Annotated in this window: 25 protein-coding genes; 15 read left to right on the top strand and 10 right to left on the bottom strand. The window is 64.9% G+C overall.

Translation table 11 applies throughout. From position 1 onward, the window contains the following. The first annotated feature begins 102 nt into the window (after window positions 1-102). The 3 genes from ACVIGA_RS20345 (at window position 103) to ACVIGA_RS20335 (ending at window position 2,224) form a co-directional block, all read left to right on the top strand. Window positions 103-471, top strand: a complete 369-nt coding sequence (locus ACVIGA_RS20345) for an aminoacyl-tRNA deacylase (protein WP_456667734.1) — start codon at window positions 103-105, stop codon at window positions 469-471. Window positions 472-525: 54 nt separating this feature from the next. Beyond that, window positions 526-681: a response regulator gene (locus ACVIGA_RS20340; RefSeq protein ID WP_223971763.1), complete on the top strand. Its 156-nt coding sequence runs from the start codon at window positions 526-528 to the stop codon at window positions 679-681. A 304-nt stretch (window positions 682-985) separates the two neighbouring features. Continuing rightward, window positions 986-2,224 (top strand): threonine ammonia-lyase, encoded by a 1,239-nt coding sequence (locus ACVIGA_RS20335; RefSeq protein WP_456667733.1) that lies wholly within the window; start codon window positions 986-988, stop codon window positions 2,222-2,224. A 132-nt stretch (window positions 2,225-2,356) separates the two neighbouring features. Here ACVIGA_RS20335 and ACVIGA_RS20330 read toward each other — a convergent pair whose 3' ends face one another. The 6 genes from ACVIGA_RS20330 to ACVIGA_RS20305 form a co-directional block, all read right to left on the bottom strand. Continuing rightward, window positions 2,357-3,289, bottom strand: coding sequence for an IS110 family RNA-guided transposase (locus tag ACVIGA_RS20330; protein ID WP_375777642.1), 933 nt, complete (start codon window positions 3,287-3,289; stop codon window positions 2,357-2,359). 213 nt (window positions 3,290-3,502) lie between these two features. After that, a complete protein-coding gene (locus ACVIGA_RS20325) occupies window positions 3,503-4,018 on the bottom strand; it encodes a DUF1697 domain-containing protein (protein ID WP_456667732.1) in 516 nt (171 codons plus the stop codon). A gap of 7 nt (window positions 4,019-4,025) precedes the next feature. Beyond that, window positions 4,026-4,667, bottom strand: coding sequence for a glutathione S-transferase family protein (locus ACVIGA_RS20320; protein WP_456667731.1), 642 nt, complete (start codon window positions 4,665-4,667; stop codon window positions 4,026-4,028). A 13-nt stretch (window positions 4,668-4,680) separates the two neighbouring features. Next, window positions 4,681-4,986: a hypothetical protein gene (locus tag ACVIGA_RS20315; protein WP_223971777.1), complete on the bottom strand. Its 306-nt coding sequence runs from the start codon at window positions 4,984-4,986 to the stop codon at window positions 4,681-4,683. Window positions 4,987-5,244: 258 nt separating this feature from the next. Further along, window positions 5,245-6,357, bottom strand: coding sequence for a helix-turn-helix transcriptional regulator (locus ACVIGA_RS20310; RefSeq protein ID WP_456667730.1), 1,113 nt, complete (start codon window positions 6,355-6,357; stop codon window positions 5,245-5,247). A gap of 118 nt (window positions 6,358-6,475) precedes the next feature. Then, a complete protein-coding gene (locus ACVIGA_RS20305) occupies window positions 6,476-6,874 on the bottom strand; it encodes a TfoX/Sxy family protein (protein WP_456667729.1) in 399 nt (132 codons plus the stop codon). Window positions 6,875-7,372: 498 nt separating this feature from the next. Between ACVIGA_RS20305 and ACVIGA_RS20300 the strand changes: the two genes are divergently transcribed. The 4 genes from ACVIGA_RS20300 to greA all read left to right on the top strand — a co-directional run bounded on the left by ACVIGA_RS20300 (window position 7,373) and on the right by greA (window position 13,748). Continuing rightward, window positions 7,373-8,506 (top strand): hypothetical protein, encoded by a 1,134-nt coding sequence (locus ACVIGA_RS20300; protein ID WP_456667728.1) that lies wholly within the window; start codon window positions 7,373-7,375, stop codon window positions 8,504-8,506. 250 nt (window positions 8,507-8,756) lie between these two features. Further along, window positions 8,757-9,992, top strand: coding sequence for an efflux RND transporter periplasmic adaptor subunit (locus ACVIGA_RS20295; protein WP_456667727.1), 1,236 nt, complete (start codon window positions 8,757-8,759; stop codon window positions 9,990-9,992). Further along, window positions 9,989-13,135 carry an efflux RND transporter permease subunit gene (locus ACVIGA_RS20290; protein ID WP_456667726.1) on the top strand — a complete coding sequence of 1,049 codons (3,147 nt, stop codon included), beginning with the start codon at window positions 9,989-9,991 and terminating at the stop codon, window positions 13,133-13,135. The genes ACVIGA_RS20295 and ACVIGA_RS20290 overlap by 4 nt, the downstream gene beginning before the upstream one ends. A gap of 130 nt (window positions 13,136-13,265) precedes the next feature. Continuing rightward, the gene (gene greA / locus ACVIGA_RS20285) at window positions 13,266-13,748 is read left to right on the top strand and encodes a transcription elongation factor GreA (protein ID WP_456667725.1); all 483 of its coding nucleotides are present in this window, start codon (window positions 13,266-13,268) and stop codon (window positions 13,746-13,748) included. Between the two features lie 174 nt (window positions 13,749-13,922). On the opposite strand, the gene ACVIGA_RS20280 is transcribed toward greA, so the two are convergent. Both ACVIGA_RS20280 and ACVIGA_RS20275 read right to left on the bottom strand, forming a co-directional pair. Further along, a complete protein-coding gene (locus tag ACVIGA_RS20280) occupies window positions 13,923-14,348 on the bottom strand; it encodes a GFA family protein (RefSeq protein WP_456667724.1) in 426 nt (141 codons plus the stop codon). A 116-nt stretch (window positions 14,349-14,464) separates the two neighbouring features. Continuing rightward, window positions 14,465-15,103: a GntR family transcriptional regulator gene (locus ACVIGA_RS20275; RefSeq protein WP_375777672.1), complete on the bottom strand. Its 639-nt coding sequence runs from the start codon at window positions 15,101-15,103 to the stop codon at window positions 14,465-14,467. A gap of 122 nt (window positions 15,104-15,225) precedes the next feature. Between ACVIGA_RS20275 and bioB the strand changes: the two genes are divergently transcribed. The 4 genes from bioB to ACVIGA_RS20255 all read left to right on the top strand — a co-directional run bounded on the left by bioB (window position 15,226) and on the right by ACVIGA_RS20255 (window position 19,330). Next, window positions 15,226-16,221, top strand: a complete 996-nt coding sequence (bioB, locus tag ACVIGA_RS20270; protein WP_456667723.1) for a biotin synthase BioB — start codon at window positions 15,226-15,228, stop codon at window positions 16,219-16,221. Between the two features lie 66 nt (window positions 16,222-16,287). Then, the gene (locus tag ACVIGA_RS20265) at window positions 16,288-17,442 is read left to right on the top strand and encodes an 8-amino-7-oxononanoate synthase (protein WP_456667722.1); all 1,155 of its coding nucleotides are present in this window, start codon (window positions 16,288-16,290) and stop codon (window positions 17,440-17,442) included. Continuing rightward, window positions 17,439-18,071, top strand: coding sequence for a dethiobiotin synthase (gene bioD / locus ACVIGA_RS20260; RefSeq protein WP_456667721.1), 633 nt, complete (start codon window positions 17,439-17,441; stop codon window positions 18,069-18,071). Before ACVIGA_RS20265 ends, bioD begins: the two co-directional genes overlap by 4 nt. Then, window positions 18,068-19,330, top strand: coding sequence for an adenosylmethionine--8-amino-7-oxononanoate transaminase (locus ACVIGA_RS20255; RefSeq protein WP_456667720.1), 1,263 nt, complete (start codon window positions 18,068-18,070; stop codon window positions 19,328-19,330). Before bioD ends, ACVIGA_RS20255 begins: the two co-directional genes overlap by 4 nt. Window positions 19,331-19,414: 84 nt before the next feature. On the opposite strand, the gene ACVIGA_RS20250 is transcribed toward ACVIGA_RS20255, so the two are convergent. Further along, entirely contained in the window at window positions 19,415-20,644 is a 1,230-nt protein-coding gene (locus ACVIGA_RS20250; RefSeq protein WP_456667719.1) for a YXWGXW repeat-containing protein, read from the bottom strand. 299 nt (window positions 20,645-20,943) lie between these two features. Between ACVIGA_RS20250 and ACVIGA_RS20245 the strand changes: the two genes are divergently transcribed. Further along, window positions 20,944-22,353 carry an MFS transporter gene (locus ACVIGA_RS20245; RefSeq protein ID WP_456667718.1) on the top strand — a complete coding sequence of 470 codons (1,410 nt, stop codon included), beginning with the start codon at window positions 20,944-20,946 and terminating at the stop codon, window positions 22,351-22,353. Here the strand turns inward: ACVIGA_RS20245 and ACVIGA_RS20240 are convergent. Beyond that, window positions 22,350-23,252, bottom strand: a complete 903-nt coding sequence (locus ACVIGA_RS20240; RefSeq protein WP_456667717.1) for a LysR family transcriptional regulator — start codon at window positions 23,250-23,252, stop codon at window positions 22,350-22,352. The two genes, ACVIGA_RS20245 and ACVIGA_RS20240, sit on opposite strands and share 4 nt — an antisense overlap. Before the next feature lie 95 nt (window positions 23,253-23,347). Between ACVIGA_RS20240 and ACVIGA_RS20235 the strand changes: the two genes are divergently transcribed. The 3 genes from ACVIGA_RS20235 to ACVIGA_RS20225 are packed head-to-tail and all read left to right on the top strand — an operon-like array spanning window position 23,348 to window position 25,717. Continuing rightward, window positions 23,348-24,049 (top strand): haloacid dehalogenase type II, encoded by a 702-nt coding sequence (locus ACVIGA_RS20235; protein ID WP_223971808.1) that lies wholly within the window; start codon window positions 23,348-23,350, stop codon window positions 24,047-24,049. Continuing rightward, the gene (locus tag ACVIGA_RS20230) at window positions 24,036-25,274 is read left to right on the top strand and encodes a CaiB/BaiF CoA transferase family protein (RefSeq protein ID WP_456667716.1); all 1,239 of its coding nucleotides are present in this window, start codon (window positions 24,036-24,038) and stop codon (window positions 25,272-25,274) included. Before ACVIGA_RS20235 ends, ACVIGA_RS20230 begins: the two co-directional genes overlap by 14 nt. 20 nt (window positions 25,275-25,294) lie before the next feature. Next, on the top strand, window positions 25,295-25,717 hold the full coding sequence (locus tag ACVIGA_RS20225) for a PaaI family thioesterase (RefSeq protein WP_456667715.1): 423 nt from the start codon (window positions 25,295-25,297) through the stop codon (window positions 25,715-25,717). Window positions 25,718-25,757: the final 40 nt, after the last annotated feature.

Genomic DNA, 25,757 nt, shown 5'->3' with positions numbered 1-25,757 from the left:
GCGATAATTTCCAGATCGGCTGCGCAGAACAAAAAGAACCGTGGCGGTCGAGGCTTTGAGTTGAGCATACAGGTTGCGATTCTAAAAATATTGGCCAGTCACGTGAGCGGCAGGGCCACGCTCGATTCACTCAAGCATGACCTCGCTATCCTCTCGTCGAGCGGCGACGATTGGCATGCGCGGATCAAGCGCCTGGCGTCGCGGGTTCCCGAACTCGACATCTTTAGCAATGGCTATGTGCTGCGTGACGTCGAAGGCTGGGAGATCACAGCGGCCGGTCGTGAGTTCCTGTGTACGCTGGAGGCCGTCACACAAGACAATCTGCCGCCTGCGCCATTGGCCGAGTCTGCGATCCGCGAAGAAGGCAAGCTGATCGTGGTCGGCCACCGCTTCAGGAACAAGGCGCGGCCGCAGCGTGACCCGGAGCCGAGTGCATCGGTGCGCCGCCGGCCGTTCCGCGAGCCGCGTTGAACCTCATGGCCCTGCGCGCGACCTAACTTCGGGACGTGGCTCTGGAGGTCGCAAATGACTGCTTTGGCTCAATCGATCGCACGCGTGTTTCCGGCCAATTCGCTTCGGAGCAATATCGCCCGGCATGTCCTGCTGTTCGCCTTTGCGATCTTGTTCGTCGCGGTGCTCAGGGCGAGCTATGGCCTCGATCTCAGCGCGGGCTTCTTCTGATTTTTCCGGCCGCACGTCATATTGGGTTAACCGGACCGGAATAGCTAAGCGCAGCTTTCCCTGCATCTCGAACCCGGGCCGATCTTCCATGGATAAGCCGATGCGCTGCCAATGCGGCAGGACGCGCACTATTGTGCTCGACAAGCATTTCCGGACCGCGCTGGTTTGCCCCAAATGCGATGAGACCGAGCTGGCCCGGCCGGCCGAGCCGGAGGAAGAGGTATTGACCGAGCGATAGCGCGGTCGTTTTCGGCGCCGAAACACGCTAGGTTCCGTCTGACGAAACGGACCCAAGCGAAACCCGATGCCGCATCCTTCCAATACACCCGCCGTTACCCTTGCTGACGTAACTCTTGCCGATGTGCGCCGTGCCGCCGACGTGATCCGGGATTCGGTCATGGTTACGGCGTGCAACGAGAGCCGTACGCTGGGCGAGATTTGCGGCTGCCGCCTGTTCCTCAAATTCGAGAACCTGCAGTTCACCTCGACCTTCAAGGAGCGAGGTGCGCTGAACCGGTTGCAGGCGCTTTCCCCCGAGGAGCGCAAGCGCGGGGTGATCGCGATGTCGGCCGGCAATCACGCCCAGGGCGTGGCCTATCACGCCAAGCGGCTCGGTATCCCCGCCACCATCGTGATGCCGGTGGGCACGCCGATGGTGAAGATCGAGAACACCAGGCGGCACGGCGCCGAGGTCATCATCACCGGGCAGACGCTGGAAGAATGCTTCGCGTTCGTCAGCACGCATGCCTCAGAGCGCGGCCTGATCCTGGTCCATCCCTATGACGATCCGCTGATCATTGCCGGACAAGGCACGATCGGGCTCGAAATGCTCGCGGCGGTGCCGGAGCTCGATATCCTGGTCGTGCCGATCGGTGGCGGCGGGCTGATCTCGGGCATCGCCACGGCCGCTAAGGCGATCAAGCCGTCGGTGCAGGTGATCGGCGTGCAGGCCCAGCTCTATCCGTCGATGTACAATGCCGTCAAAGGCGCGCAGCTGCCGATGCGCGGCGATACGCTTGCCGAGGGCATCGCCGTCAAGGCGCCCGGGCAGATCACCACCAAAATCGTTCGCGAACTCGTCGACGACATCGTCCTGGTCAGCGAGGACCAGATCGAGCGCGCGGTCGCGACCCTGATCTCGATCGAGAAGACGGTGGTCGAGGGCGCCGGCGCCGCCGGCCTCGCCGCGGTGCTCGCGGCACCCGGGCGCTTTGCCGGCCGCAATGTCGGCCTCGTGCTGACCGGCGGCAATATCGACACCAGGCTGATCGCTTCGGTGCTGACCCGCGAGCTGGCGCGCGAGGGGCGGCTGACGCAACTGGCGCTCGACATCGTCGACCGGCCCGGCCAGCTCGCGGCGGTGTCGATCCTGCTTGCCGATGCCGGCGCCAACATCATCGAGGTCTCGCATCAGCGCACCTTCTCCGACCTGCCGGCGAAGGCGACGCTGCTCGAACTCGTGATCGAAACCCGCGACCGCGCGCATCTGGAAGAGGTGCTGGCGAGGCTCGGCGTCGAAGGATTCGTCGTGCACGAGAGGTAGCAGCGTGATCCGTACCTGAACCGTCATCCTGAGGAGCCGCGAAGCGGCGTCTCGAAGGATGAATCGGCCACGAGCCGGGCCGTGCATCCTTCGAGACGCGCGTTCCGCGCTCCTCAGCGACTGTGTTCTTCGTCAAGCGGGTTGCCATGGTTTTTGGTCCCTGAGCATGGCGTTGAGGGTGGTGAGAACTTTGCGCGCGACGGCGATGAGGGCGACCATCTTGGGCTTTCCAGCGGTCACCAGGCGCCGATAGAAGACCTTGAGCTGCGGATGGTATCGGCTGGCCGACAGAGCGGCCATGTAGAGCCCGGCGCGCAGCTTGGCTCTTCCGCCGCCGATCATGCTCTTGCCCTTCCAGCGGCCCGACTGGCGGGTGAACGGGGCAAGACCGGCGAGGCTCGCGATCTGGCGCCGATTGAGTGCGCCGAGCTCCGGCACCTCGGCAAGGAAGGTCCGCGCGAGGGTGTTGCTCACGCCAGGAAAGCTGACCAGCAGTTCCTCCTTAGCGCGCCAGACTGGCGAGCCGCGCACCAGCGTGTCGATGTCGTTGTCGATCTCCGGCAGCTCCTTCTCGAGGACCTTGATATGGCGGGCAAGGCTCTTGCGGACGCGGACATTCTCGGCCCGCTTCTCGCGCTGACGCTCGGCAACGATCATCTCGATGATCTGCCGTCGGCGACTGACCAGTTCAGCCAGCAGCCGGGCTTCCTGATCCGGCATGGCACGTGGCTCCGGCTTTACGGCCTCGACAAACCGCGCGATCACTGCCGCATCGATCGGGTCCGTCTTGGCACGCTGACCAACCGCCTGCGCGAAGTGCCGGATCTGGGCCGGATTGACCACCACCAGCGGCAGCTGAGCGCCGGCCAGCGCAGCAGCGACGATGGTCTCGAAGCCGCCGGTTGCCTCCACCGCAATCAGCGCCGGCGAGATCACCTGCAAGCGCGCAACGAGCTCTTCCAAGCCTTTGCCGTCACGCGCCACGGCAAAGGCTTCCCCGCTCGGACGCACATGTACGTCCAGCCGGTCCTTCGACACATCAATGCCAACGTAGATCGCGTCCATCTGCACCCCTCCTTGCGCAACCGGGCTCGCCAGGCGGCCCTCGCGACTGTTCGGGTTCAATGGAACAACGGACGGGGCGCCGCGCTGAGGCACGGGCTTCAAAGCCCTGGGATGAAGCGGTCTCCCGTCCGCTACCGCACCGGGCACTCTATCCGATCCGGCGATTCGAGACTTACAAGGATGACGGTTCAGAGATGTCTGGACGAGTTCTCTCTAATCATCCCCCGCCGCCAGCTCGGCGAGCTTCGCGATCGTGTTGATATTCCGCGCGGTGCCGTTGGCCGCGGCGGGGATCTTCAGCTTCGAGCGGCCCATGCCGCTGCCATAGGCGACATAGATCTCGCGCGTGCCGAGCCGCATCTGCTCGTCCTGCTGGCCTTTGACGTCCTTCAGGGCATCCTTGGGCGGCGGCTCGTCGAGGAAGATCGCGACCGTCGTGTTCGGCGGCGCTTTCGGAAACGGATTGGCCCTCAGCACCGCGGCAATCTCGTCCGCGCTCCGGACCGCGACGCCGACCGGCTTGCCGGTAAAGGCGTGCAGCCGCTGCTCCAGCGCGGCCTTGACCTTCGCTGGGCCGAGCTTCGAGGAGAACACGACATTGCCGCTGGCGATATAGGTCTGCACGTCGGCAAATCCCGCGTCGAGGCACATCGCCGTCAACTCGGTCATCGGCAGCTTACCGGTGCCGCCGACATTGACCGCGCGCAGCAAGGCGACGTAACGCGGCATCACGATCTCACGTCAGCAGCAGCGCCATGCCCGGATCGCCCTTCTGCATCGCGCGCTGATAGGCCGGCCGCGCGGCGATGCGGTCGAGATAATTCCTGATGTTGGGGCGCTGGCCGAGGTCGTAGGGCAGGAAATAGCGCATTGTCGTCAGCGAGAAGCCGATCATGATATCGGCCGTCGTGAACACCTCGCCCGCAAGATATGTGGCGTCGCGCGCCCGTGCCTCGATCAGGTCGAACGAGCGGTCGACCCGCGCCCGGGTCGCGACCAGCACCGGATTGTCGGCCGCGAGGTTGAGGCGGTTCAGGATCATGCTGCGGCCCATCTGCGCCTGCAGCGTGCCGTTGGCGAAGTGAAACCAGTACAGGAAGTGCGCGAAGTCGGGATGGTCTGATGGCAGCGTCAGCCGTCCATTACCATATTTGGCGACGATGTATTCGACGACCGCGCCGGATTCGGCCAGCACCAGCGCGCCGTCGGTGATGACGGGCGCGGCGCCGATCGGGTGCAGCGCCTTGTAGTCGGCCGGCGCGAGCATCGTGACCGGATCGCGCGTGGTGCACTTCAGCTCGTACGGGATCGCAAGCTCCTCACACAGCCAGACGATCCGCTCCGATTGCGACTTGCCGAGATGGTGAACGGTGAGCATGCGTGCTCCTTAGCTAAGCGTCCTCTTTCTTCTTCGCAGGCTTCTTGGCCGGCGGCGGCTCTTCCATCGCCTTCTTCATGGCGCGGGCATAGGCGTCGGCGGCGTTCTCCGCCGAATTCTGCAACCGCTTGGCGGTCGCGGTCGCGTTCAGGATCGTGCTCTTGGCCAGGAACCGGAAGCGCGCCTTGGTCTCCTTGTCCTTGGCCTTGGCGGCGCGCGCGACCCAGACGGCCTGGCGCTTCTTGGCAGCCGCCATCACGGCCTTGGTCTGCGCTCTTGCGGTTTGCCGGATGACGGCGTCGAGGTCGGCTTCGGCCATTCAGATACACTCATTGACTGGACGTACGCCGGGTGGGCGCACGGTGGGAGGAGGGGGAGCTATCACTAGCGTAACCCGCGCCGTTTGAACATGCGATCCTTAGCGTTGCCCCCGAGGGCGCGGCCCGGCGGATGGCTGCGCGCTCTCTATCCAGGCAAGGCGCATGGCCTCGACTTCGCGGACAACGATCCAATGACCGCCGATGCAGTTAACCGTGCTGCCGGTTTCTTCCAGGCTCGTCTGAACGTGGCCTGAGTCTCAGTCCGCAGACGGACCCGGCGGCACCTTGGCGCCGGCGAGCAGTCCGGCCAATTCAACCTGTCGGCCGAGCCCGGTCTTCGCCAGCACGGCCTTGAGCTGGTTGCGCACCGTTTCGCGGGAGATGCCGAATGCACCGGCGATGGCCTCGACGGTGCGTCCTTCGCCGATGCCGCGCGCGACGCGGGCCTCGGCCGGCGTCAGGTCGAACAGGCCTTGCAGCACTTCCGCGGTCGGCACTTCTGCCGGCACCACCGGCGTCACGATCACGATCGCCAGCGCGCGGTCGAAGAGGTCGCGCGCTGCGCCCTGGATCGGGACCAGATGCACGATCAGCGGCGGGCGATCGTCCTGGGCCGCGATCGGCACCGAGCGGACCTCGGCGCTGATCAAACCCTGATCGAGCGCCGCCACCGCCTGTGCGAACAGCGCGTCGGCGGTGGCTGCCGCCAGCGTCAGGCGATCGGTGCGATCCTGCATCACATCGGGCACCAGGCGGTCGAACAGCGGGTTGGCCGCCATCAGACGGCCGCCGCGCCGCAGCACGGCCGCGGGCAGTCCGAGCATCGCCAGCGACTCGGTTGCCGCCCTGGCGCGCTCCATCCCGAGCCGCGCCGACAGCAGCGCCGCCCGCGCCAGATGCGGGCGCAGCGCGTCGAGCTGCTCGATCGCTTCCCGCTCGATCGGTCCGTGCCGGTATTCGCGCTCGACGCTGTAGATCAGCACGTCGCCGCTCGGCACCGGGATCGCGGTGCCGGCACCCCATCCGAGCCCGCGCGGGCGGAAGAACTCGCGGATCTGGAAATCCTGCTGCACGTCCTCGGGGGTGTCGAACACGTCGATGTCGCGCAGGAAGCCGGCATGGTTGGCCGCCAAAAGGCGCGGCAACCGCCCGTTGCGCTCGTGCCAGCCGCCTTCGACATAGGCAACCGTGTCGTCGTGCATGTCGGGGGATGCGATCCAGCGGACGTCGTGCGGGGCTGCCGTCAGCAGCACGATACCGCGCGCCCGCGCGATCCCGCCGAGTTGATGCAGCACGTTCGGCCACAACTCGGGGACGACCGCGGCCTCGTAGGCCAGGTCAATCAGATGCTCGTGCAGGTCGTTCGCCATCGGTCATTCCAGGAAATATTGCTGCCCAACAGATTAACCCCTCGACCGCGTAAGTATTGCGTAGAGCAATTCAGCCCAAGCCACGAGTCCGGGCTTTCCCGGTGCGCGTCAGCGCGCATCAAGGGGAATTGCGGCGTTTCGCCGGGCTCGTTCGGGATTTTCGCGCGGGCGCGGAGGGCCGTGCTCGTTTGGCTGCGACCCGGCGCGCGGCGGCCAGCGCGGCCTGCGCCCAGACGACGAGTTCGTCGGGCTCATCAAACAGCCGTTCCGGCACCCGCCAGAAGGCGAGATCGATGGTCGCGCCCTGCTTGGCGTAGTTGAGCGGCGGGCTCGCCGCCGCCTCCTTGAAGGTCTCGCGGTTCTGATCGTCGACCCGCACGTAGAGTGTATTGTCGGTGACCATCCCGAGCATCACGCCGTCGCAGAACACGCCGGTCTTGCCGAACATGCGCCGCAGCGTGATGCGGCCGAGCGGCGCGAGCTGCTCGCGCAGGAATTCGGAAGGCAGGACTGGCAACCATTCCCGGTCTCGCAGGGCAATCAGGCCTGCGGAATGATGACCGGAACCTCGGCGTCCGACAACTGCTGTGACGCGATCCGGAGTCTGGGAAGGATGTTGCCTGGATGCTTGGGAGCGGGTGGATTGGTCGAATGGCGAGGCGTGCAGGAAGCTCTCGCCCAGAGCTGTTGGGAGGACACCTCGGTGCCCTCCCGACACCAGCACTTGGTTGCAGCCGCAGCCGTGCGAGCGGCCGCCGCCTCGACGGTCAGCACCAGACGATCATCGTCGTGTGTGGCGAAATTGAACCTGCGAGACAGTCAGACATATTTCCGAAGTGTCTCGAAACGTATCCGGCATGAATTGCTGCGGCGCGAGGCTCGCCAGCGTCACACGTTTGCAACGCTGTGCGCGATCCTTCGACCATGAACATCCTTTAATTTGTATCCGCGCGACTTGTCGCGCCTGCTAAGCGGCGATATGCAGTCGAGCCATCGCCGGCTCGGGGGAGGGCCGATGATCAGCCGCAGGGCGCTTTCCGGATTGTTGATGACGCTGGTCGGCCCCTCCTCGGTCACCGGCAACACGCTGACGCTTAGTCATTGCCGGGGATCGTGCGCGAATGTCGATCTGCCGGCGCTGGGCTACGATACGTTCTGCCGGTCGTTCTTCGATATCGCGACCAGAGGAAAGCTGCGCGCAGTCGCCACCGGCCCGGACATTCGAAGGGAGATGCATTCGTTGTTCCGTGCGCGGCGGCTGTATCGGCCATCGCGCGACGAGATCCGGATTCTCTGGCGCGGCACGGCGGATGGATTCTCGGTCGTGAAGGTTGAGTTCGATCTGGAATGCGGCGTGCCAGTGCGTGGATGTCTCGGGATTCCCGACAGCGCGTTCAAGGGATTGATCCTGCTCGGCCATGGCATGGCGAGCACGCCGGAGCGGTGCTTCGATGATGCCGACAGGGACTACATGAACGCGCTCGGCAAGCAGCTTTGCCAGGACGGCTACGTCGTCTGGTGTCCCTACATCGTGCAGATCGGAAATCAGGAGAGCCAGAACAACATCGCCGCGATGCTGGCATCCCATGGCGTCTCCGCGCACAACGTGTCGTGCGCGTCGATCGACGCCGGGGAAACCGTCTGCCGGAAGCTGACCGGCGCGTCCGGTCTGAATGTCGGCGTCTATGGGGTGTCCTCGGGGGCCTTTCTCGCGCTGCACCTGGAAGCCGCGACGGGGCGGATGCGGCCGACCGTCGCCTCCGGATACATGCGTGACGAGAAGAAGTTTCTGATGTCGTCCGCCATCAGCAAGAATCTCGGCATTGAACTTGCGGCCTACATTCATTTCGCCAACAGCCGCGCCAAATACACCGGCGCAGAGCTGGCGTATCTGCTCCGTCCGTGTCCGCTGTTCGTCGAGATCGGCAACCGTGATGCTGCAAACGCGAGCGAGCTCGGGCGGGACAAGAAGTTCGCGGAGATGCGATCCGTCTATGCATCATCGGCTCATCCGGATCTGATCGACATGGATGTCTTCGACGGCGTGCACGAGGCCAGCGGCAAGCGCGCAAGGCCATGGCTATACGGCCATCTGGCGTCGCCCGCCTATCAAGAGACGTCGCGCTTGAAGAACGCCATCGCGTTGTGAGCGGCACGGGCCGTTGCGTCCGCTTTCAAGACGCCGTCATACAGGCGCCACGTCTGACTTCAACCATACATAGCTCGAAGCGCCTGTTGCCGGGATCCGCGAAGCGGGGCGATCGGGTTACAGGATTGTCGGATTGGTCGCGTTATGATCTCCTGTCATGCACCTTGCCCATCCTGACCTTCCCGGTCTGAGGGAACTCGACGTCATATCCGTCTCGTAGAGCTTGTTGGTAGCCGAAGGGTTGGACAGCATGAGTGGTACGGAACGAATGCTCGGTGGATTGGCAGGGCTTCTGGTATCGGCGGGATTGGCGGCACTCGGGATGTCGGCGGCCCATGCTCAGGCGGGGCCGCCCGGACCTCCTGCCGTGGGCGTGTTCGAGGCGGTGAAGCGGCCGGTCACCGAGACCAGTGAATTCCTGGGACGCATCGAGGCCCACAACCGTGTCAACGTGGTGGCGCGCGTCACGGCGTTTCTTGAGAAGCGGAACTTCGTCGAGGGCGCCGAGGTCAAGGCCGGCGACCTCTTGTATCAACTCGAGCGCGGTCCGTTCGAGGCCGACCTGGTATCGAAGAAGGCGCAAGTCGCCCAGTTGCAGGCGACGCTGGTCAACGCCAAGCTGACCACCGATCGGGCCAAGGCCTTGATGGGCGGACCGGCCGGCCAGCAATCGAACGTCGACGCGGCGGTCGCCAACCAGCAGAGCCTCGAGGCGCAGGTGCAGGCCGCGCAGGCGCAGGTCGACTTGTCCCAGATCAATCTCGACTACACTGTGATCCGCTCGCCGATCGACGGCCGGATCGGACGCACCGCCGTCACCGAGGGCAATGTCGTGACGCCGAGCTCGGGAACCCTGACGACTATCGTCAGCCAGGACCCGATGTATGTCACGTTCCCCGTACCGGTGCGCGAGGCGCTCGATCTGCGCGAACGCTATGCGACGCGCGGCGGCTTCAAGGCCGTCGTGATCCGGGTGCGCCTGACGGATGGCCGGCTCTACGATCAGGTCGGCGAGCTGAACTTCGTCAACAACACGATCACTCAGAACACCGACACCATCTCGTTGCGCGGTACCATCCCCAACCCGTCGACCTACACATCGGTCGCAGCCGGCGGTGCGGTCCGCGAACTGACCGACAATGAGTTCGTGACCGTGCTGCTGGAGGGCGTGCAGCCGGTCGAGGTGTTGGCGATCCCGCGCTCGGCGGTGCTGTCGGACCAGCAGGGCGAATATGTCTATGTCGTTGGCGTGGACAACAAGGCCGAGCAAAAGCGGATCCAGCTGGGGCAATCGACATCGACGATCGCCGCGGTGACGAGCGGCATCGCGCTTGGCGACAAGGTCGTGGTCGAGGGATTGCAGAAAGTCAGGCCGGGCGAGGTGGTTGCGCCAGGACCCGCCAGCGCGCTGATCCAGTCTAGCATGAAGGTTTCGGCGGACGGCAGCGCCGGCAGCACGCCGAAAGCGACGGGCAACAACCCATGATTTCCGCTGTCTTCGTCGATCGTCCGCGGCTTGCGATCGTCATCGCGTTCGTGATCACGATCGCGGGCGCGCTGGCGCTGATGCAAATCCCGGTCGCCCAGTTTCCTGACATCGTGCCGCCGCAGGTGACGGTCTCGGCCGTGTTCCCCGGCGCTTCGGCCGAAGTCGTCGAATCGAGCGTCGCCCAGCCGCTGGAAGCGCAGGTCGTCGGCGTCGACAAGATGCTCTACATGAAGTCGACCAGCGGCAATGACGGCAGCTATACGCTGACGGTCTCGTTCGCGCTCGGCACCGACCCCGATATCAACACCGTCAACGTCAACAACCGGGTGCAGAGCGCGCTCGCGCAATTGCCGACCGAGGTGCAGGCGCAGGGCCTGACCGTGCAGAAGAAATCCTCGGCTGTGCTGCAGTTCATCGTGCTCTACAGCAAGAGCGGCGAGCAGGACCCGTTGTTCATTACCAACTACGCCATCATCAACGTGCTGGACGCGATCTCGCGCACGCCCGGCGTCGGACAGGCCTCGCTGTTCGCCAAGCTGAATTATTCGATGCGGATCTGGTTCGACACCCAGCGTCTGACCAGCCTCAATCTGGCGCCTTCGGACGTGATCGCCGCGATCCGCGCCCAAAGCGTGCAGGCGCCGGTCGGGCGCATCGGCGCGCGCCCGATCAGTGACGACCAGCAATTCCAGTTCAACGTGCAGACGCAGGGCCGCCTGACGACGTCCAAGCAGTTCGGCGACATCGTGCTGCGGGCCAATCCCGACGGCTCGGTGCTGCGGATCAGGGACGTCGCAACCGTCGAGATCGGCGCGCAGAACTCGGACTCGGAGTCGCGGATCGACGGCAATCCCGGCGTACCGATGGGTATCTATCTTGCCCCCGGCGCGAACGCCGTGACCACGGCCAAGGCCGTGCAGGCCACGCTTGCGAAGTTGTCGGAGCGGTTCCCGCCGGGGCTGACCTACCTCGTGCAGTACGACTCCACGACCTTCGTCTCCGATACGATCAAGGAAGTGATGAAGACGCTCGGCGAGGCCTTCGTGCTCGTCGTGATCGTGGTGTTCCTGTTCCTCGGCAATCTGCGCGCCACGGTGATCCCGGCGGTCGCGGTTCCGGTCAGCCTGATCGGCGCCTTCGCGGTGCTGCTGGCGCTCGGCTATTCCGCCAACACGGTGTCGCTGCTGGCGATGGTGCTCGCGATCGGCATCGTGGTCGACGATGCCATCGTCGTGGTCGAGAACGTCGAACGCGTCATGGAGGAGGAGCCGGAGCTGTCGCCGGCGGATGCCACCAAGAAGGCGATGGCGCAGATCACGGCGCCGATCATCGCGATCTCGCTGGTGCTGCTCTCGGTGTTCGTGCCGATCGCGTTCATCCCCGGCATCTCGGGTACGCTGTTCCGCCAGTTCGCGGTGACGATCAGCGCCGCGATGGTGATCTCGGCGCTGAACGCGCTGACATTGTCGCCGGCGCTCTGCGCCGTGTTCCTGCGTCACGGCGGACCGCGCCGCGGCATCATGGGACGGGTGCTCGACGGTATCGACTGGGTCCGCGACGGCTATGCCGGCATCGTGCAGCGGCTGGTCCGCGTGGCGGTGTTGTCACTGGTTGCGGTGCTGGTGTTTGCCGGCGCAGTGTTCGGGGTGTCGAAGATCACGCCGACCGGCTTCCTGCCCGAGGAGGACCAGGGCGCCTTCTTCATCGCCGTGCAATTGCCTGACGGCGCTTCGGTGGCGCGCACCAGCGAGGTCACCAAGCAGGTTGAAGCGATCCTGAAGAAGAACCCGGCGGTCGACCACGTGCTGTCGATCATCGGCTTCTCGCTGCTCGACGGCGCCAGCGAGCCCAATTCGACATTCATGGTGGCGCGCATGAAGGCGTTCGCCGACCGCAAGGCCGTCACCGACTCGGTGCAGGCCGCGATCCGGCAGACCTTCATCGCGGGATCGCAGATCCGTTCAGCCTCGGTGCTGCCGTTCAACCTGCCGCCGATCATCGGGCTCTCGACCTCCGGCGGCTTCGAATACCAGCTCGAGGCGCTGGAGGGGCAGGATCCGGCATCGCTCAGCAGCGTGATGGGCGGGTTGATCGGCGCTGCGAACCGCAATCCAAATCTGGCCCGCGTGTTCTCGACCTTCACCGCGACCAACCCGTCGGTCTTTCTCGATATCGACCGCACCAAGGCGCAGGCGCTCGGCCTCAACATGGCCGACGTGTTCACCGCGCTGCAGGCCACGCTCGGCGGCATCTACGTCAACAATTTCAACCTGTTTGGCCGCACCTGGCAGGTCAACGTGCAGGGCGATGCGGCCAACCGGCGCGACATCCCCGACATCTGGCAGATCTATGTGCGCAACACCGGCGGCGAGATGGTGCCGATCCGCTCGATCGCAAGCCTGCGGATCGTCACCGGCCCGCAGGTGATCACCCGCTACAACAATTATCGCTCGGTTACGGTGAACGGCAGCCCGGCCGCCGGCGTATCCTCGGGCACCGCGATCGCGACGATGGCCGACCTGTCCAAGACGACGCTGCCTTCCGGCTATTCCTATGAATGGACCGGCACCGCCTATCAGGAGCAGGCGGCTTCCGGCCAGACCGGCATCATCTTCGCGCTCGCGGTGCTGTTTGCCTATCTGTTCCTGGTGGCGCTGTATGAGAGCTGGACGATCCCGATTCCGGTGCTGCTGTCGGTCACGGTCGGCGTGCTGGGCTCCTATCTCGGCATCAAGCTCGCAGGTCTCAACCTCGATCTCTACGGGCAGATCGGCCTCGTGGTGCTGATCGCGCTCGCCGCCAAGAACGGCATCCTGATCGTCGAATTCGCCAAGGAGCAGCGCGAGGCCGGTAGGCCGATCGCTGAGGCCGCGACGATGGGCGCGCAAATGCGCTTCCGCGCGGTCATGATGACCTCGATCGCCTTCATCCTCGGCCTGGTTCCGCTGGTGGTCGCGACCGGAGCCGCGGAAATCAGCCGCCGTGCGGTCGGCACCGCGGTGTTCGGCGGCATGCTTGCCGCGAGCTCGATCGGCATCTTCCTGGTGCCGATGCTGTTCGTCACCTTCCAGGGCTGGCGCGAGGGTGTGAAGAGCCGCTTCGGTCGTCGCGGCAAGACGGAACAGCCGACGTCGCATTAGCGCATGATCCGGAAGGATCATGCGTGAACAACGAGCTAATCTGCGATGACGATCCAGCGTAACCCCATCGCGCATTAGCGGCGCGGGTCTGGCGGGGCTATACTGCCCGCTTGATCGATGGAGTTCCGGATTGAGCGTTGCCTTTACCAAGGAAGAAAGTGCCGAAACCGCGTCCGAAACGCTGTTGCCGGACCGCCCCATATCGCCGCATCCCAATCTGGTGACCGAGGCAGGACGGAAAGCACTGGAGCGCCAGCTCCTGGAGGCGCGCGAGGCCTACGAGGCCGCGCAGCGGCTGGACGACGTCAACGAACGGCGACGGCAGTCGGCGGTGCCGTTGCGCGACACACGCTATCTCACGGAAAGGCTCCGCACCGCGCAGGTCGTCCCCGACCCCGCCTCGACCGAAACCGTTGCCTTCGGCAGCACCGTGACGTTCAGCCGCGCCGATGGCCGCGTACAGACCTACCGCATTGTCGGGGAGGACGAAGCCGATCCCAAGGCAGGCTCGATCTCCTTCGTCTCGCCGGTGGCGAGATCGCTGATCGGGAAAGCGGTGGGCGACGTCGCAGGCTCGGGCGCCCAGGAGCTGGAGATCGTCGCGATCGCCTAGAGCATTTTCGGTTCTGATCGAATCAGAACCGAAGCTCTCAAGTCTTGTCTTGACGCGTTTTCTTCACGCGAACCGGTATCCACTTCGCTCGACGACGCTCTAGCGCAACCAACGACTCAAGCGCGATGATGGTTCAAGTCAATCTTGTCGCGCGGTCGTTGCAGACGGTGATCGTTAGTCGGTCGAGATGAAGCGCAGTGTGCCTGCGCGACGCGTTGGCCTGCCGGTGTCGTTGGTGTGATTTACGCCGTCCATCACAGGTACTTCCGGGAAATCGAACGGGCTTACTCCGTCGAGGCAAGCCACGTTGACGGCATAGAGGCTCTGGTCGGATCGCCGTTGATGATGCGTGTATATTCCGCAGCGAGAGCAGAAGAAGTGTTGTGCTGATCCGGTATGGAAGCGGTAGCTCGTCAACACGTCCTCACCTTGCAGGAACTTGATCCCGCCCATTTCTGCCATGGCAACGACGGCGCCGCGCATTCGGCAATAGGAACAGGTGCAGCGGCGAATCGAATTGAAGTCGTCGCTGAGCATCACCTCGAAACGCACCGCGCCACAGTGGCACTGGCCCGCTCGTACCTTCATGTCGTCCGCCATGCTGCCCGTGTGTCTCCCCTTCAGAGTGAACGTATCTCTCGGTTGCGAGCCGGACAATCTTCAAGAACTCGCCCATGGTGTGAGAAAAACTAACGTAGAGCGGATCGCTGCTCCAATCACGCCGCCGGCAGGGCAAGCCGCTCGATGGTCTGAATATGCCGCGCGAGCAGGCTGCAGGCCTGCTCAATGTTGCGCGCGCGCAGCGCCTGCAGGATCACGCGATGATCCTGGCTCGGCCGCGGTCGCCAGCCGGCGTTGCGCGCCATCGCAAACACCAACCGTGAATTTGCGAGCTGCAATCCGTCGAGGCTGGCGAGCAGCCGCGGCATCGCGCAAGGCGCCACCAGCGCGTAATGGAAGGCGCGATTGGCCAGTTCGAATTCCTGAACCGTCTCGGCATTGTCGCCTTCGATCAGCGCGACCTCGATCCGTGCCAGATGGGCGGATGTGTACCGGGGAGCGGCATTGCGCAACGCCACCACCTCGAGCGCGGCGCGCATCTCGGCGATCTCCTTCACCGACTTGGTGTCGAGCGGAGCAACCCGCACCCCACGACGGGGCACCGCAACGACGAGATGCTGCGCCTCCAATTGCCTGAAGGCCTCACGCACCGGGACGTGGCTGGAATGGAATTCCCGCGCGACATGGTCCTGCCGCAGCGGAGCATCCGGCGGCAATGCGCCGCCGATGATGCGCTCGCCGATCGCCTCGGCAATGCGCCCGGCGGTCGTCATGTTCTCGCCTTCGCTGCTCATAGATCATCTATCATAAAAAGGAGTGCGCTCTTGTCTGGCCTCGGCTAGCATCATTCTAAGTCCAATATCATAGATAATATACAGAATTATCTATGATCTGCACAAGCAAGAAGGCAAGCCCGATGGTTGATGTCGTTGAGATCGAACGGACCGAAAGCCACAACAGCGCACCGCTAAGCAAGCACTGGGGGCGTGCCGAGGCCGAGGCGCTCTATAACCTGCCGTTCGCGGACCTGATGTTCCAGGCGCAGGGCATCCACCGCGCCAACTTCAATCCGAACCATGTCGAAACCGCGAGCCTGCTCAGCATCAAGACCGGCGGCTGTCCGGAAGACTGCGGCTACTGCTCCCAGAGCGCCCATTACGACACCGGCCTGAAGGCCACCCGCCTGATGCCGCGGGACGAGGTGGTCGCGGTCGCGCAGCGCGCCAAGGACGCCGGCGCAACCCGCTTCTGCATGGCCGCGGCCTGGCGCAGCCCCAAGGACCGCGATCTCGATCAGGTCTGCGACATGGTCAGCGCTGTGAAGGGGCTGGGCATGGAAACCTGCGTCACGCTCGGCATGCTGACGCCTGACCAGGCCGGACGCCTCTCCGATGCCGGGCTCGATTTCTACAACCACAACGTCGATACCTCGCCGGAGTATTACGACAAGATCATCACCACCCGAACCTTGCAGGACCGCGTCGATACGCTTGCGCATGTGCGTGACGCCGGCATCAAGGTCTGCTGCGGCGGTATTATCGGCATGGGTGAACAGGTCGAAGACCGGCTCGGCATGCTGATGCTGCTCGCCAATCTCCCCAGCCATCCGGAGAGTGTGCCGATCAATCTGTGGAACGAGGTCAAGGGCGTGCCGGTCAACGACACCGCCGAGCGGCCCGATCCGATCGCGCTGGTGCGGCTGGTCGCGACGGCGCGGATCATGATGCCGAACAGCGTGGTGCGGCTGTCGGCCGGACGGCAATACATGACCGATGAGCTGCAGGCGATGTGCTTCCTCGCCGGCGCCAATTCGATTTTCATCGGCGACGTGCTGCTGACCACCAAGAACCCGCAGCGGGATCGCGACGCCGATCTGCTGGATCGGCTCGGCATCACATCCCGCCTCGCCTGACCGTAGTCTCCGGCACGCGCGTGGCGTCGTTCGGCACGCGACCAACCACTATCCTGAGAGTGAAGTATGAGCGCAATCCAGGCGGCCAAGGCCGCTGATTACGCCGCGGCCTTGCACGCCCTGAGCAAGGACGATCGGCTGCGCGGCCTCAAGCCGCGCGCGGGCATCGATTTCGTATCGAACGACTATCTGGCGCTGGCGAACGCGCCACGCATCAAGCGGGCCGTCTCGGCCGCGATCGAGGCCGGCACGCCGGTCGGCGCCGGCGGGTCGCGGCTGTTGCGCGGCAATTGCGAGGAGCACGAACGGCTGGAGGCCGAGGCCGCCGCGTTCTTCCGCGCCGAGACCGCGCTGTTCTTCGGCGGCGGCTATGTCGCCAACTTCGCCGTGCTGACGACGCTGCCGCAGCGCGGCGATCTGCTTGTGCTCGATTCGCTGGTGCACGCCAGCATCCACGAAGGCGCGCGGGCCGGCCGGGCTGCATTCCGGTTCAGTGCGCATAATGACCCCGGATCGGTTGAAGAAACCATTCGCGGCTGGCGTGCCGAGGGCGGAACGGGCCGGGTCTGGATCGTGGTCGAAAGCGTCTACAGCATGGACGGCGACGTCGCGCCGCTCGACGACCTCATAGCCATCGCCGAACGGCACGACGCGTTCCTGATGGTGGACGAAGCGCACGGCACCGGCGTCTACGGCCAACAGGGCCGCGGGCTGACGGCGCCCTATGAAGGGCGCGAGAATCTCGTGATCGTTCATACCTGTGGCAAGGCGCTGGGCGCAGCCGGCGCGCTGGTCACGGCTTCCACCGTGCTGCGCGACTTCATGGTCAATCGCTGCCGCCCGTTCATCTTCGCCACCGCGCCGTCGCCGCTTGTGGCCGTCGCCGTGCGCGAGGCCCTCTTGATCTTGCGGCAGGAGCCCGAGCGCCAGCAGCGCTTCGCAGAACTAATCGCATTCACGCATCGCGAGCTCGATCTGCGCGGCTGGCGCAGTCCGTCGCGTTCGCAGATCGTGCCGTATATCGTCGGCGACAATGCGCGCGCGATGCGGCTTGCCTCTGCGCTGCAGGCGCGCGGCTTCGACGTCAGAGGCATCAGGCCGCCGACCGTGCCGGCGGGCACCGCGCGGCTGCGCATTGCGCTGACCCTTAATGTCGACGAGGACGACGTGCGTGCACTGCTCGATGCGCTCGTCGCGGAGACGCAGGGTTGGTCGCAATGACCAGCCGCATCGTGGTGACCGGCACCGATACCGGGATCGGAAAGACGATCTTCTCCGCGGGCCTCGCGGGTTTCCTCGGTGCGAGCTACTGGAAGCCGGTTCAGTCCGGTCTTGAGGAAGAGACCGATGCGCAACTGGTGGCGCGGCTTGCGGGTGTTGCGGCCGATCGCATCGTGCCGGAGCGCTATCGCCTTCGGACGCCGGCGTCGCCGCATCAATCTGCGGCGATCGACGGCGTGCGCATCGATCCTGCCGCGCTCGACGTGCCCGATATCGCCGGCCGGCCGCTGGTGATCGAGGGCGCCGGCGGGCTGATGGTGCCGCTGAACGACGACACGCTCTATATCGACATATTCGAGCGGTGGCGTCTGCCGATCGTGCTCTGCGCCCGCACCGCCTTGGGCACCATCAATCACTCGCTGCTGTCGGTCGAGGCGCTGCGCAAGCGCAACATCGACATTCTCGGGATCGCCTTCATCGGCGAAAACAATCCCGAGAGCGAGCGGGCGATTTGCGAGCTCGGGCAGGTTCGCCGGCTGGGCCGCTTGCCCTGGCTGTCTCCGCTCGCCGCAGACACGCTGCAAACGGCTTTCAATGCCTCGTTCCGGCGCGACGATTTCGACCTATGACATCAACTCGGAAATCGCCGATCTGGCACCCCTTCACCCAGCACGCGCTGCACGACCGGATGACCAGGATCGTGCGCGGGGAGGGCGCCTATCTCTACACCGCGGATGGTCGACGGATCATCGATGCGATCTCATCCTGGTGGGTCGTGACCCACGGCCATTGCCATCCGCATATCGTGCGCGCGATCCAGAACCAGGCGGAACAGCTCAACCAGATCATCTTTGCCGGCCATACCCATGATCCGGCCGAAGAGGTTGCCGCCCAACTCCTGAAGCTTGCGCCGCGCGGCCTGGAGTATGTGTTCTTCTCCGACTCCGGCTCGACCAGCGTGGAAGTGGCGCTGAAGATGGCGCTCGGCTACTGGCACAATATCGGCGTGCCGCGCACGCGGATCATCGTGATGCAGCACTCCTACCACGGCGACACCGTGGGGACGATGTCGGTCGGCGCGCGCGGCGTCTTCAACAAGGCCTACGAGCGGTTGCTGTTCGATGTCGAATCAATCCCGTTTCCGACCGCAGGTTACGAGCAGGCGACACTCGATGCGCTCGAAGCTGCATGCAAGACGGAAACCGCGGCTGCCTTCATCGTCGAGCCGCTGATCCTCGGCGCGGGCGGAATGCTGATGTATCCGCCCTCGGTGCTGAAGGAGATGAAGCGGATCTGCGAAGCCCATGATGTCTTGTTCATTGCCGATGAGGTGATGACCGGATGGGGCCGAACCGGCACATTGTTCGCGTGCGAGCAGGCCGACGTCACGCCCGATATCGCCTGCTATTCGAAAGGTCTCACCGGCGGATCGTTGCCGCTCGCGGTGACGCTCTGCCGTGCCGAGATCTACGACGCGCATTATTCCAGCGATCGTTCGCGAACCTTCTTCCATTCCAGTTCCTACACGGCGAACCCGGTCGCCTGCGCCGCGGCAAGGGCAAACCTCGAACTCTGGCAACATGGCGCGGGCGAGCGCGCCACATCGCTCGCCGCGATGCAGGAGCGTCTGATCGCACCGTTGCGCGCCGACACACGCTTCGAGAATGTCCGGCGCACCGGCACCATCACCGCGCTTGACCTGAAGGCAAGCGATGCCGGTTATCTCGCAGGCATCGGTCCCAGACTTCAGGCCTTCTTCGCGCACCGAAACCTGCTGCTGCGGCCGCTCGGCAATACGATCTACGTCATGCCGCCTTACTGTGTGACGGAGGCGGACCTCAAGGAAATCTACGCCGCGATCGGGGATGCGGCCGACGAACTGGTCTGACGTCGCGCCTCGCGTGCCTCTGTGCAGCGATGGGTTTGATACGAAATCGGCGTGCCCTTGCAGGCACGCCGATGAACTGGATCGTCAGTGCTTGTGTGGCGCCGGATGCGGCCTCGCAGCAGGATGCGGCCGTGGCGCAGGATGCGGCCGCGGTGCCGGCCGTGACACATGCGGCGGTGGCGCACGCCGGGGCGGCGGCGGAGGACGGTGCACGGCCGGCGGATGCACGACCGCACGTGGCGGCGGTGGTGCATGCTGTGCGAATTGCGGTCTCGGCGCATGCACGGCTGGCGCTGCGACGTGCGGTGCCGGAGCGGGATGGTTGACGGCAACAGGCCGAGCGTGTCCCGTCGGCAGTGCGTGTGCAGCCGGCGAAGCGCTTGCCGCGGGCAAGGCGTGTCCCGTTGTCGACGCGTGTGTCGGCGGTAGCGCGTTTCCGGTGGGCAGGGCGTGCCCCATCGGCAATGCATGTGTTGCCGGCAGAGCGTTTCCGCTCGGCAGAGCGTGTCCTGGCGGCAGGGCGTTTCCCGTCGGCAGAGCGTGGCCGGTCGCGGGCTGCGTATGCCGGGGCGGAGGTGCCGCGATTGGCTTGCCTGGATGCGCGGCGATCACGCCCGCGCCGCTGAACCGTGCCGCGTGCGCGGTCGCGGCGATCGCCGGATGACCGTGATTGTTGGCAAGCGTCAGCGCCGGATCCTTCATCGCCGCTTCCGCGTGCCGCGTCTGCTCGCCGGTCGCGGCCACGTGGTGCTCGTTCGCGGCGGCGAGCTGTTGCGGCGTCGGTCTCACTGTGATGCCGCCGGTGCCGCCGTTGTAGCTGACGTTGGTCGTGTTGTTGATGACGGTCTTGTTGTAGACGTTGGTGACCGAGACATTCGTGATGTTGGTGACGGAGCGGTTGTAGAAGAAGCTGCCGCCGCGCCAATAGCCGCCGTCATAGCCGAGGCCGGTATAGCCGAAGCCGTATGCGATGCCGCCGTAGAAGCCGACGCTCGCTCCCCAATATCCGGCGTGGAAGCCGTAGGCGCCATCGTTCCAGCCCCAGTAGCCGGGCGTCCATAGCAACTCTGGTGCGGGCGGAAGCACCCACGTGCCGGGCACCCAGTAGTAACCGATATCGTCGCTCCACGCCCAATAGCCCGGCGTCCAGATATAGCCGTCGCCGGGGATCGGCGGCTGCTCGTACACCGGCAATGGCGGCGGTGCCGCATCGACGCTGATGCTGATGGCGAGCTGCGCGCGCGCTGGCGCAGGTGGTGAAAGACAGCAGAGGCTAAGAGCCAGAGCGAGAGGCAGTCCGGCGATGCGGCGCATGGCAGATACTCCAATCTTGCTTCCCCCAGCTTCGGACTCGAATAGCCGCGCCGGCATGAACCCGTTGTGAATGTGCGCGCTGACACGCGATCACGTGATCGCGCGACAGCGGGATCGTTAACGACGACAGATGCAAGTCAGCTCGGTGTCAGGATGGAACGCGAGCGCGCGCTCGCGTCGGCTTCATCACTGCGCCAAATAGTCGAATTTTCGTTTTGAATTGGACGACGACCCCCTGCGCGTCATCAATCGACGATCGGAACATCCGGCTCGCATAAAGCCGGGCAGGGAGGTTTGGAATGGCGCGATCCGCCGACATCGACATCAACGCGGGCGCACGCCTCGACAGGCTGCCGATCTGTGGTTTCCACTGGCGTATCCTGGCCCTGATCGGCGCCGGCATGTTCCTCGATGCATTCGACATTTATCTCGCTGGCGGCGTGCTGGGCGCGGTGCTCAAGGAAGGCTGGTCGACGCTCGAGCTCAACGCCGCCTTCGTCTCCGCGACCTTCGTCGGAATGACGATCGGGGCCTGGTTCTCCGGTATCCTTGGCGACCGCTTCGGTCGCCGCTTCTCCTACCAGATGAACCTCGCGATCTTCGGCCTCGCGTCGATCGCGGCGGCCTTCGCACCCAGCATGATCGTCCTGATCGGCCTGCGCTTCATCATCGGCATCGGACTCGGCGCGGAGATCGTGGTCGGCTATGCGACCTTGACGGAGTTCGTGCCGGCGGCTTCGCGTGGACGCTGGATCGGGCTCTTGGCCGTGATCACCAACTTCTCGCTTTTCGCGTCGTCCATGATCGGCCTGTGGATGATCCCGACGCTTGGATGGCGCTACATGTTCGCCCTCGTCGGCATCCTGGCGATGATCGTCTGGTTCTTGCGCAAGTCGATGCCGGAATCGCCGCGCTGGCTTGCCGCCAACGCCCGCGCCGATGAGGCCGAGAAGATTCTGTCGGCAATCGAAGCGGAGGCCGCGCGCAAGGGAACGCTGGTTGCCGTCGTCGCCGGCGCGCCGGCGCAGGAATCGCCCGGTGCGGTGTGGCGCCTGTTCCAGCCGCCATATCTGGCGCGCACGCTGCTCGGCAGCCTGCTGCACATCGTCGTCGGCTTCAGTCTCTACGGGTTCATCGGCTGGCTGCCGACCTTCATGGTCAAGGGCGGCCACAGCGTGGTCTCCTCGCTGGGCTACACCACCGTGATGGCGCTGGGCGGTCCGGTCGGATCGCTGATCGGGCTCGTGCTGGCGGATCGATTGGGACGCCGGCTCTCGATCGTCTGCTCGTCGATTGCGGCAGCCGTGCTCGGTATCGCCTATCCGCATATGCCGGATGGCGTTGCGCTCGCGGGCATTGGTTTCCTGCTGGTCACCGCGATCTACGTCATGCTGGCGACCGGGTTCGCGATGCACGTCCCCGAACTGTTCCCGACGCGCTATCGGCTTCGCGGCACCGCGATCTGCGCCACGTCCGGACGCATCGCGACCGCGCTGGTGCAGTACGTCGTGGTCGCGATCTTCGCCTGGCAAGGGTTGACCGGCGTGCTGACGGCGCTGGCCGGCATCCTCGTGTTCCAGGCCGTGGTGTTTCTGGTGTTCGGATTCGAGACCAAGGGACGCTCATTGGAGGATGCGTCAGCCGTCACGGACGCCGAGGCAGGAAGCGAGCCGTCCATCGCGAGGAGGCCGGCGGACATCGGGGCCTAGCCCAGATCGGAGCACGCCGCCCTGAGCCGATCACGGAGCCAGCCGTTGGCATTGCTCTGATCGTATCTGCGATGCCAGTACAACATCCAGTCGAACGGCGCGGACTCGAACGGCAGTTCTTCCATCCGCAGGCCGTCGTCCATCAGCACGGCGGCGAGATGCCTCGGCATCACGGCGAGCAGATCGGCGCTCTTCAAGACATGAGGCACGACCAGCCAATGCGGCACATTCAGCGTGATGCGCCGTCGATGGCCGCGTTCGGCGAGCACATCGTCGACGAAGCGAAGATCGGTCGGGCTCATCGAGACCTTCATGTGCTCCTGCGCGATGAAGCGCTCGAAGGTCAGCCGCCCGCGCTTGATCGGGTGACCGCTCCGCATCAGGCAGACCATGCGGTCGCGCAGCAGCGTCTCGGAACGGATCGATGCGGAATGCTCGAGCCCCATGCTGACCGCGACGTCGATCTCGTCCCGCTCCAGCGCATCGATCGTGAGCGAAGGCGGCAGATGGATGATGTTGTAGGAGATCCGCGCGTCCGGCGGCCGCGCCGCGGCAAGTCGCGGCAGCAGCAGACACGCAAGGATATCCGACATCCTGATCGTGAAGGCGCGTTCCGTCCGGGCTGGATCGAAGCCGGCATCGCTCGCCATCACGCGCTCGACCTGGCGCAGCACCTGGCGCAGCGGCTCCGCCAATTCGGTGGCGCGGGGCGTGGGCTTCATCCCGCTCGTCGTCCGCACCAGAAGCTCGTCCTCGAACATCGCGCGCAGCCGGTTGAGCGCGTTGCTCATCGCAGGTTGACTGAGGCCGACGCGGTCGGCTGCCTTGGTGACATGACGCTCGGTCAGCAGTGCGTCCAACGCGACGAGCAGATTGAGGTCGATGGATCGGAGGTTCATGCCGTCATTCATATAGTGAATAGTCAGAGATCACAAATCCATTTCATCTATGGCAGCGCAGCGCGTATCCAATCGCCTGAACCCAGGAGGCATCAATGAGCTTTGAGACCATCAAGCGCGAAGTGAAGATCTGCATGTTCGATCAGTACGGCACGGTCGTCGACATGCAGGGCGGCCTGACCAGGATCGCGACGCCGTTCCTTGCGAAGAAGGGCTGGAAGGGCGACCCGAATTCCTTCGTCACATGGTGGCGGCGCACGCATTTCGAGAATTCGATGATCGACGCGCTGCTGCATCGCGAGCACACGCCCTATCGCGAGATCGGACACCGCGCGGTGTCCCACGTGATGGACCGCGCCAAGATCGACTACACGATGGACGACGTGCGCTATCTTGTCGGCGAGATCGAAAAGCTGGTGCCGTTTCCGGAGGTGCCGGAAGCGCTGGCGCGGTTGCAAGCCAAATACAAGCTAGTGGTGCTGTCGAACGGCGATCCGGACATGCTCGAGACCGCGAAGCAGTACCACAAGGTCCCGTTCGATCGCGTGATCTCGGTGGCGGAAGCCAATTCGTTCAAGCCGCATGTCGCGACCTATACCAAAGCGGCCGAGATCATGGGTGTGAAGCCCGATCAAGTGCTGTTCGTCGCCAACCACGCCTTCGACTGTATCGGCGCCAAGTCCGCCGGCATGCGCACCGCCTTCATCGACCGGCGCAGCCGCCCGTTCGGCATCACGCCGCACCAGCCCGATATCCTGGTACCGTCGATGAAGGACCTCGCCGATGCGATCGTCTGATCGCGAGCCGCTGTCGGGCATCAGGGTGCTCGATCTCTGCCGCGTGGTCTCCGGTCCGTTTGCCACGATGCAGCTCGGCGATCTCGGCGCCGACATCGTCAAGATCGAGGATCCGCGGCAGGGCGACGAAAGCCGCCGCTACGGACCGCCCTTCGTCGGCGGCGAGAGCGCGTATTTCCTCTCGGTGAACCGCAACAAGCGCAGTTGCGCCATCAATCTGAAGTCGCCGGCGGGGCGCGAAGCGGTGCTCGATCTTGCATCCGCCGCCGACGTCGTGATCGAGAATTTCCGCCCGGGTACCCTGGACAAATGGGGGCTCGGCTTCGACGCGCTGCGCGCCCGCAAGGGCGACATCATCCTGTGCAGCATCTCTGGGTTCGGCCGTACCGGTGCGGACGCCTTGCGCCCCGGCTATGATCTGATCCTGCAGGGCGAATCCGGCGTGATGGACATCACCGGTGATCCCAAGGGGCCGCCGACCAAGGTCGGCACCTCGATCGCCGATCTCGTCACCGGTCTGTACGCGTCGCATTCGGTGCTCGCCGCGTTGATGCGGAAGAGCCGGACGGGCGAGGGCGGCCGGGTCGACGTCTCCATGCTCGACGCCATGGCGTCGCTGCTGACGTTCAACGCCGGCATGTACTTCGCGTCGGGACAAAGCCCCAAACGCCGGGGCAACGTCCATCCGACCATCAGCCCGTACGAACCGTTCGAGGCGAGTGACGGCTGGATCAATGTCGGGGTCGCGAACGACAAGTTCTGGGCGGCCTTTTGCGACGTAATCGACCGCCCGGACCTGCGCGAAGATACGCGTTTCGAAACCGCCCCTAAGCGCGCGGCGAGCCGCAACGATCTCGTGGCGATCCTCGCCCCCATCTTCGCTCGCAGGAGCCGCGCCGATTGGCTGCAGGCGCTCGCCGCGGCCGGCATTCCCTGCGGCGCGATCAAGTCCGTCGGCGAAGTCTGCGAGGCGCCGCAACTCACGCAGCGCGGCATGGTCCAGACCGTCAGCCATCCTGCGGCAGGGGACGTCAAGTTCATCGCCCGGCCGACGCGGTTCGGCGACGAACCGCCGGCGCCTTCCACGCCACCGCCGATGCTCGGCGAACACACCCGCGAGGTGCTTGCGGAATGGCGCGGCTGGACCGACGATCGGCTCGAGAGATTCGCCCTCGAAGGCGCGTTCGGAGACTTTGGACGGACCTTGGTGCGATCGCCCATTTGAGTCGTCATGAGAGTGTCGTCATGAGAGATATCGCTGAGCAGATGATGCGTCGCGCCGTCGAAGACGAGCGGCAGGAATTCGGGTCGTTCTTCCTGTCGCGCTTCTTCGGCCTCGAGATCGCCTACCAAGGCGAGGCGTGCATCGTCTCCTTCGACGTCGAGAGGCCGCTGTTCAACCCGCAAGGCACGCTGCACGGCGGGGTTCTCGCGACCGCGCTCGACATCTCGATGGGGCATCTCGTCAACCACGTCGCGGGTGCCGGCACCACGCTCGAGATGAAGGTGCAGTATCTCGCCGCGGTCCGCGAAGGACGCGTGACCTGTCACGCGACCTTCCTGAAGCGTGGCCGGAAGACCTTCTTCCTGCAGTCTCAGGCCTCCACCGCGTCCGGCGAGCCGATCGCGCATGCCACATCGACCTGGCAGCTGCTGAGCCGAAGCTGAGAAGCGCGGCCGGCTCGGGTCGGCCCGTTGTCTCGCTGCC

Source organism: Bradyrhizobium sp. USDA 3240 (assembly GCF_054063295.1).
The sequence above is the reverse complement of the archived record's forward strand: the minus strand, read 5'-3'. Positions and strand labels throughout refer to the sequence as shown.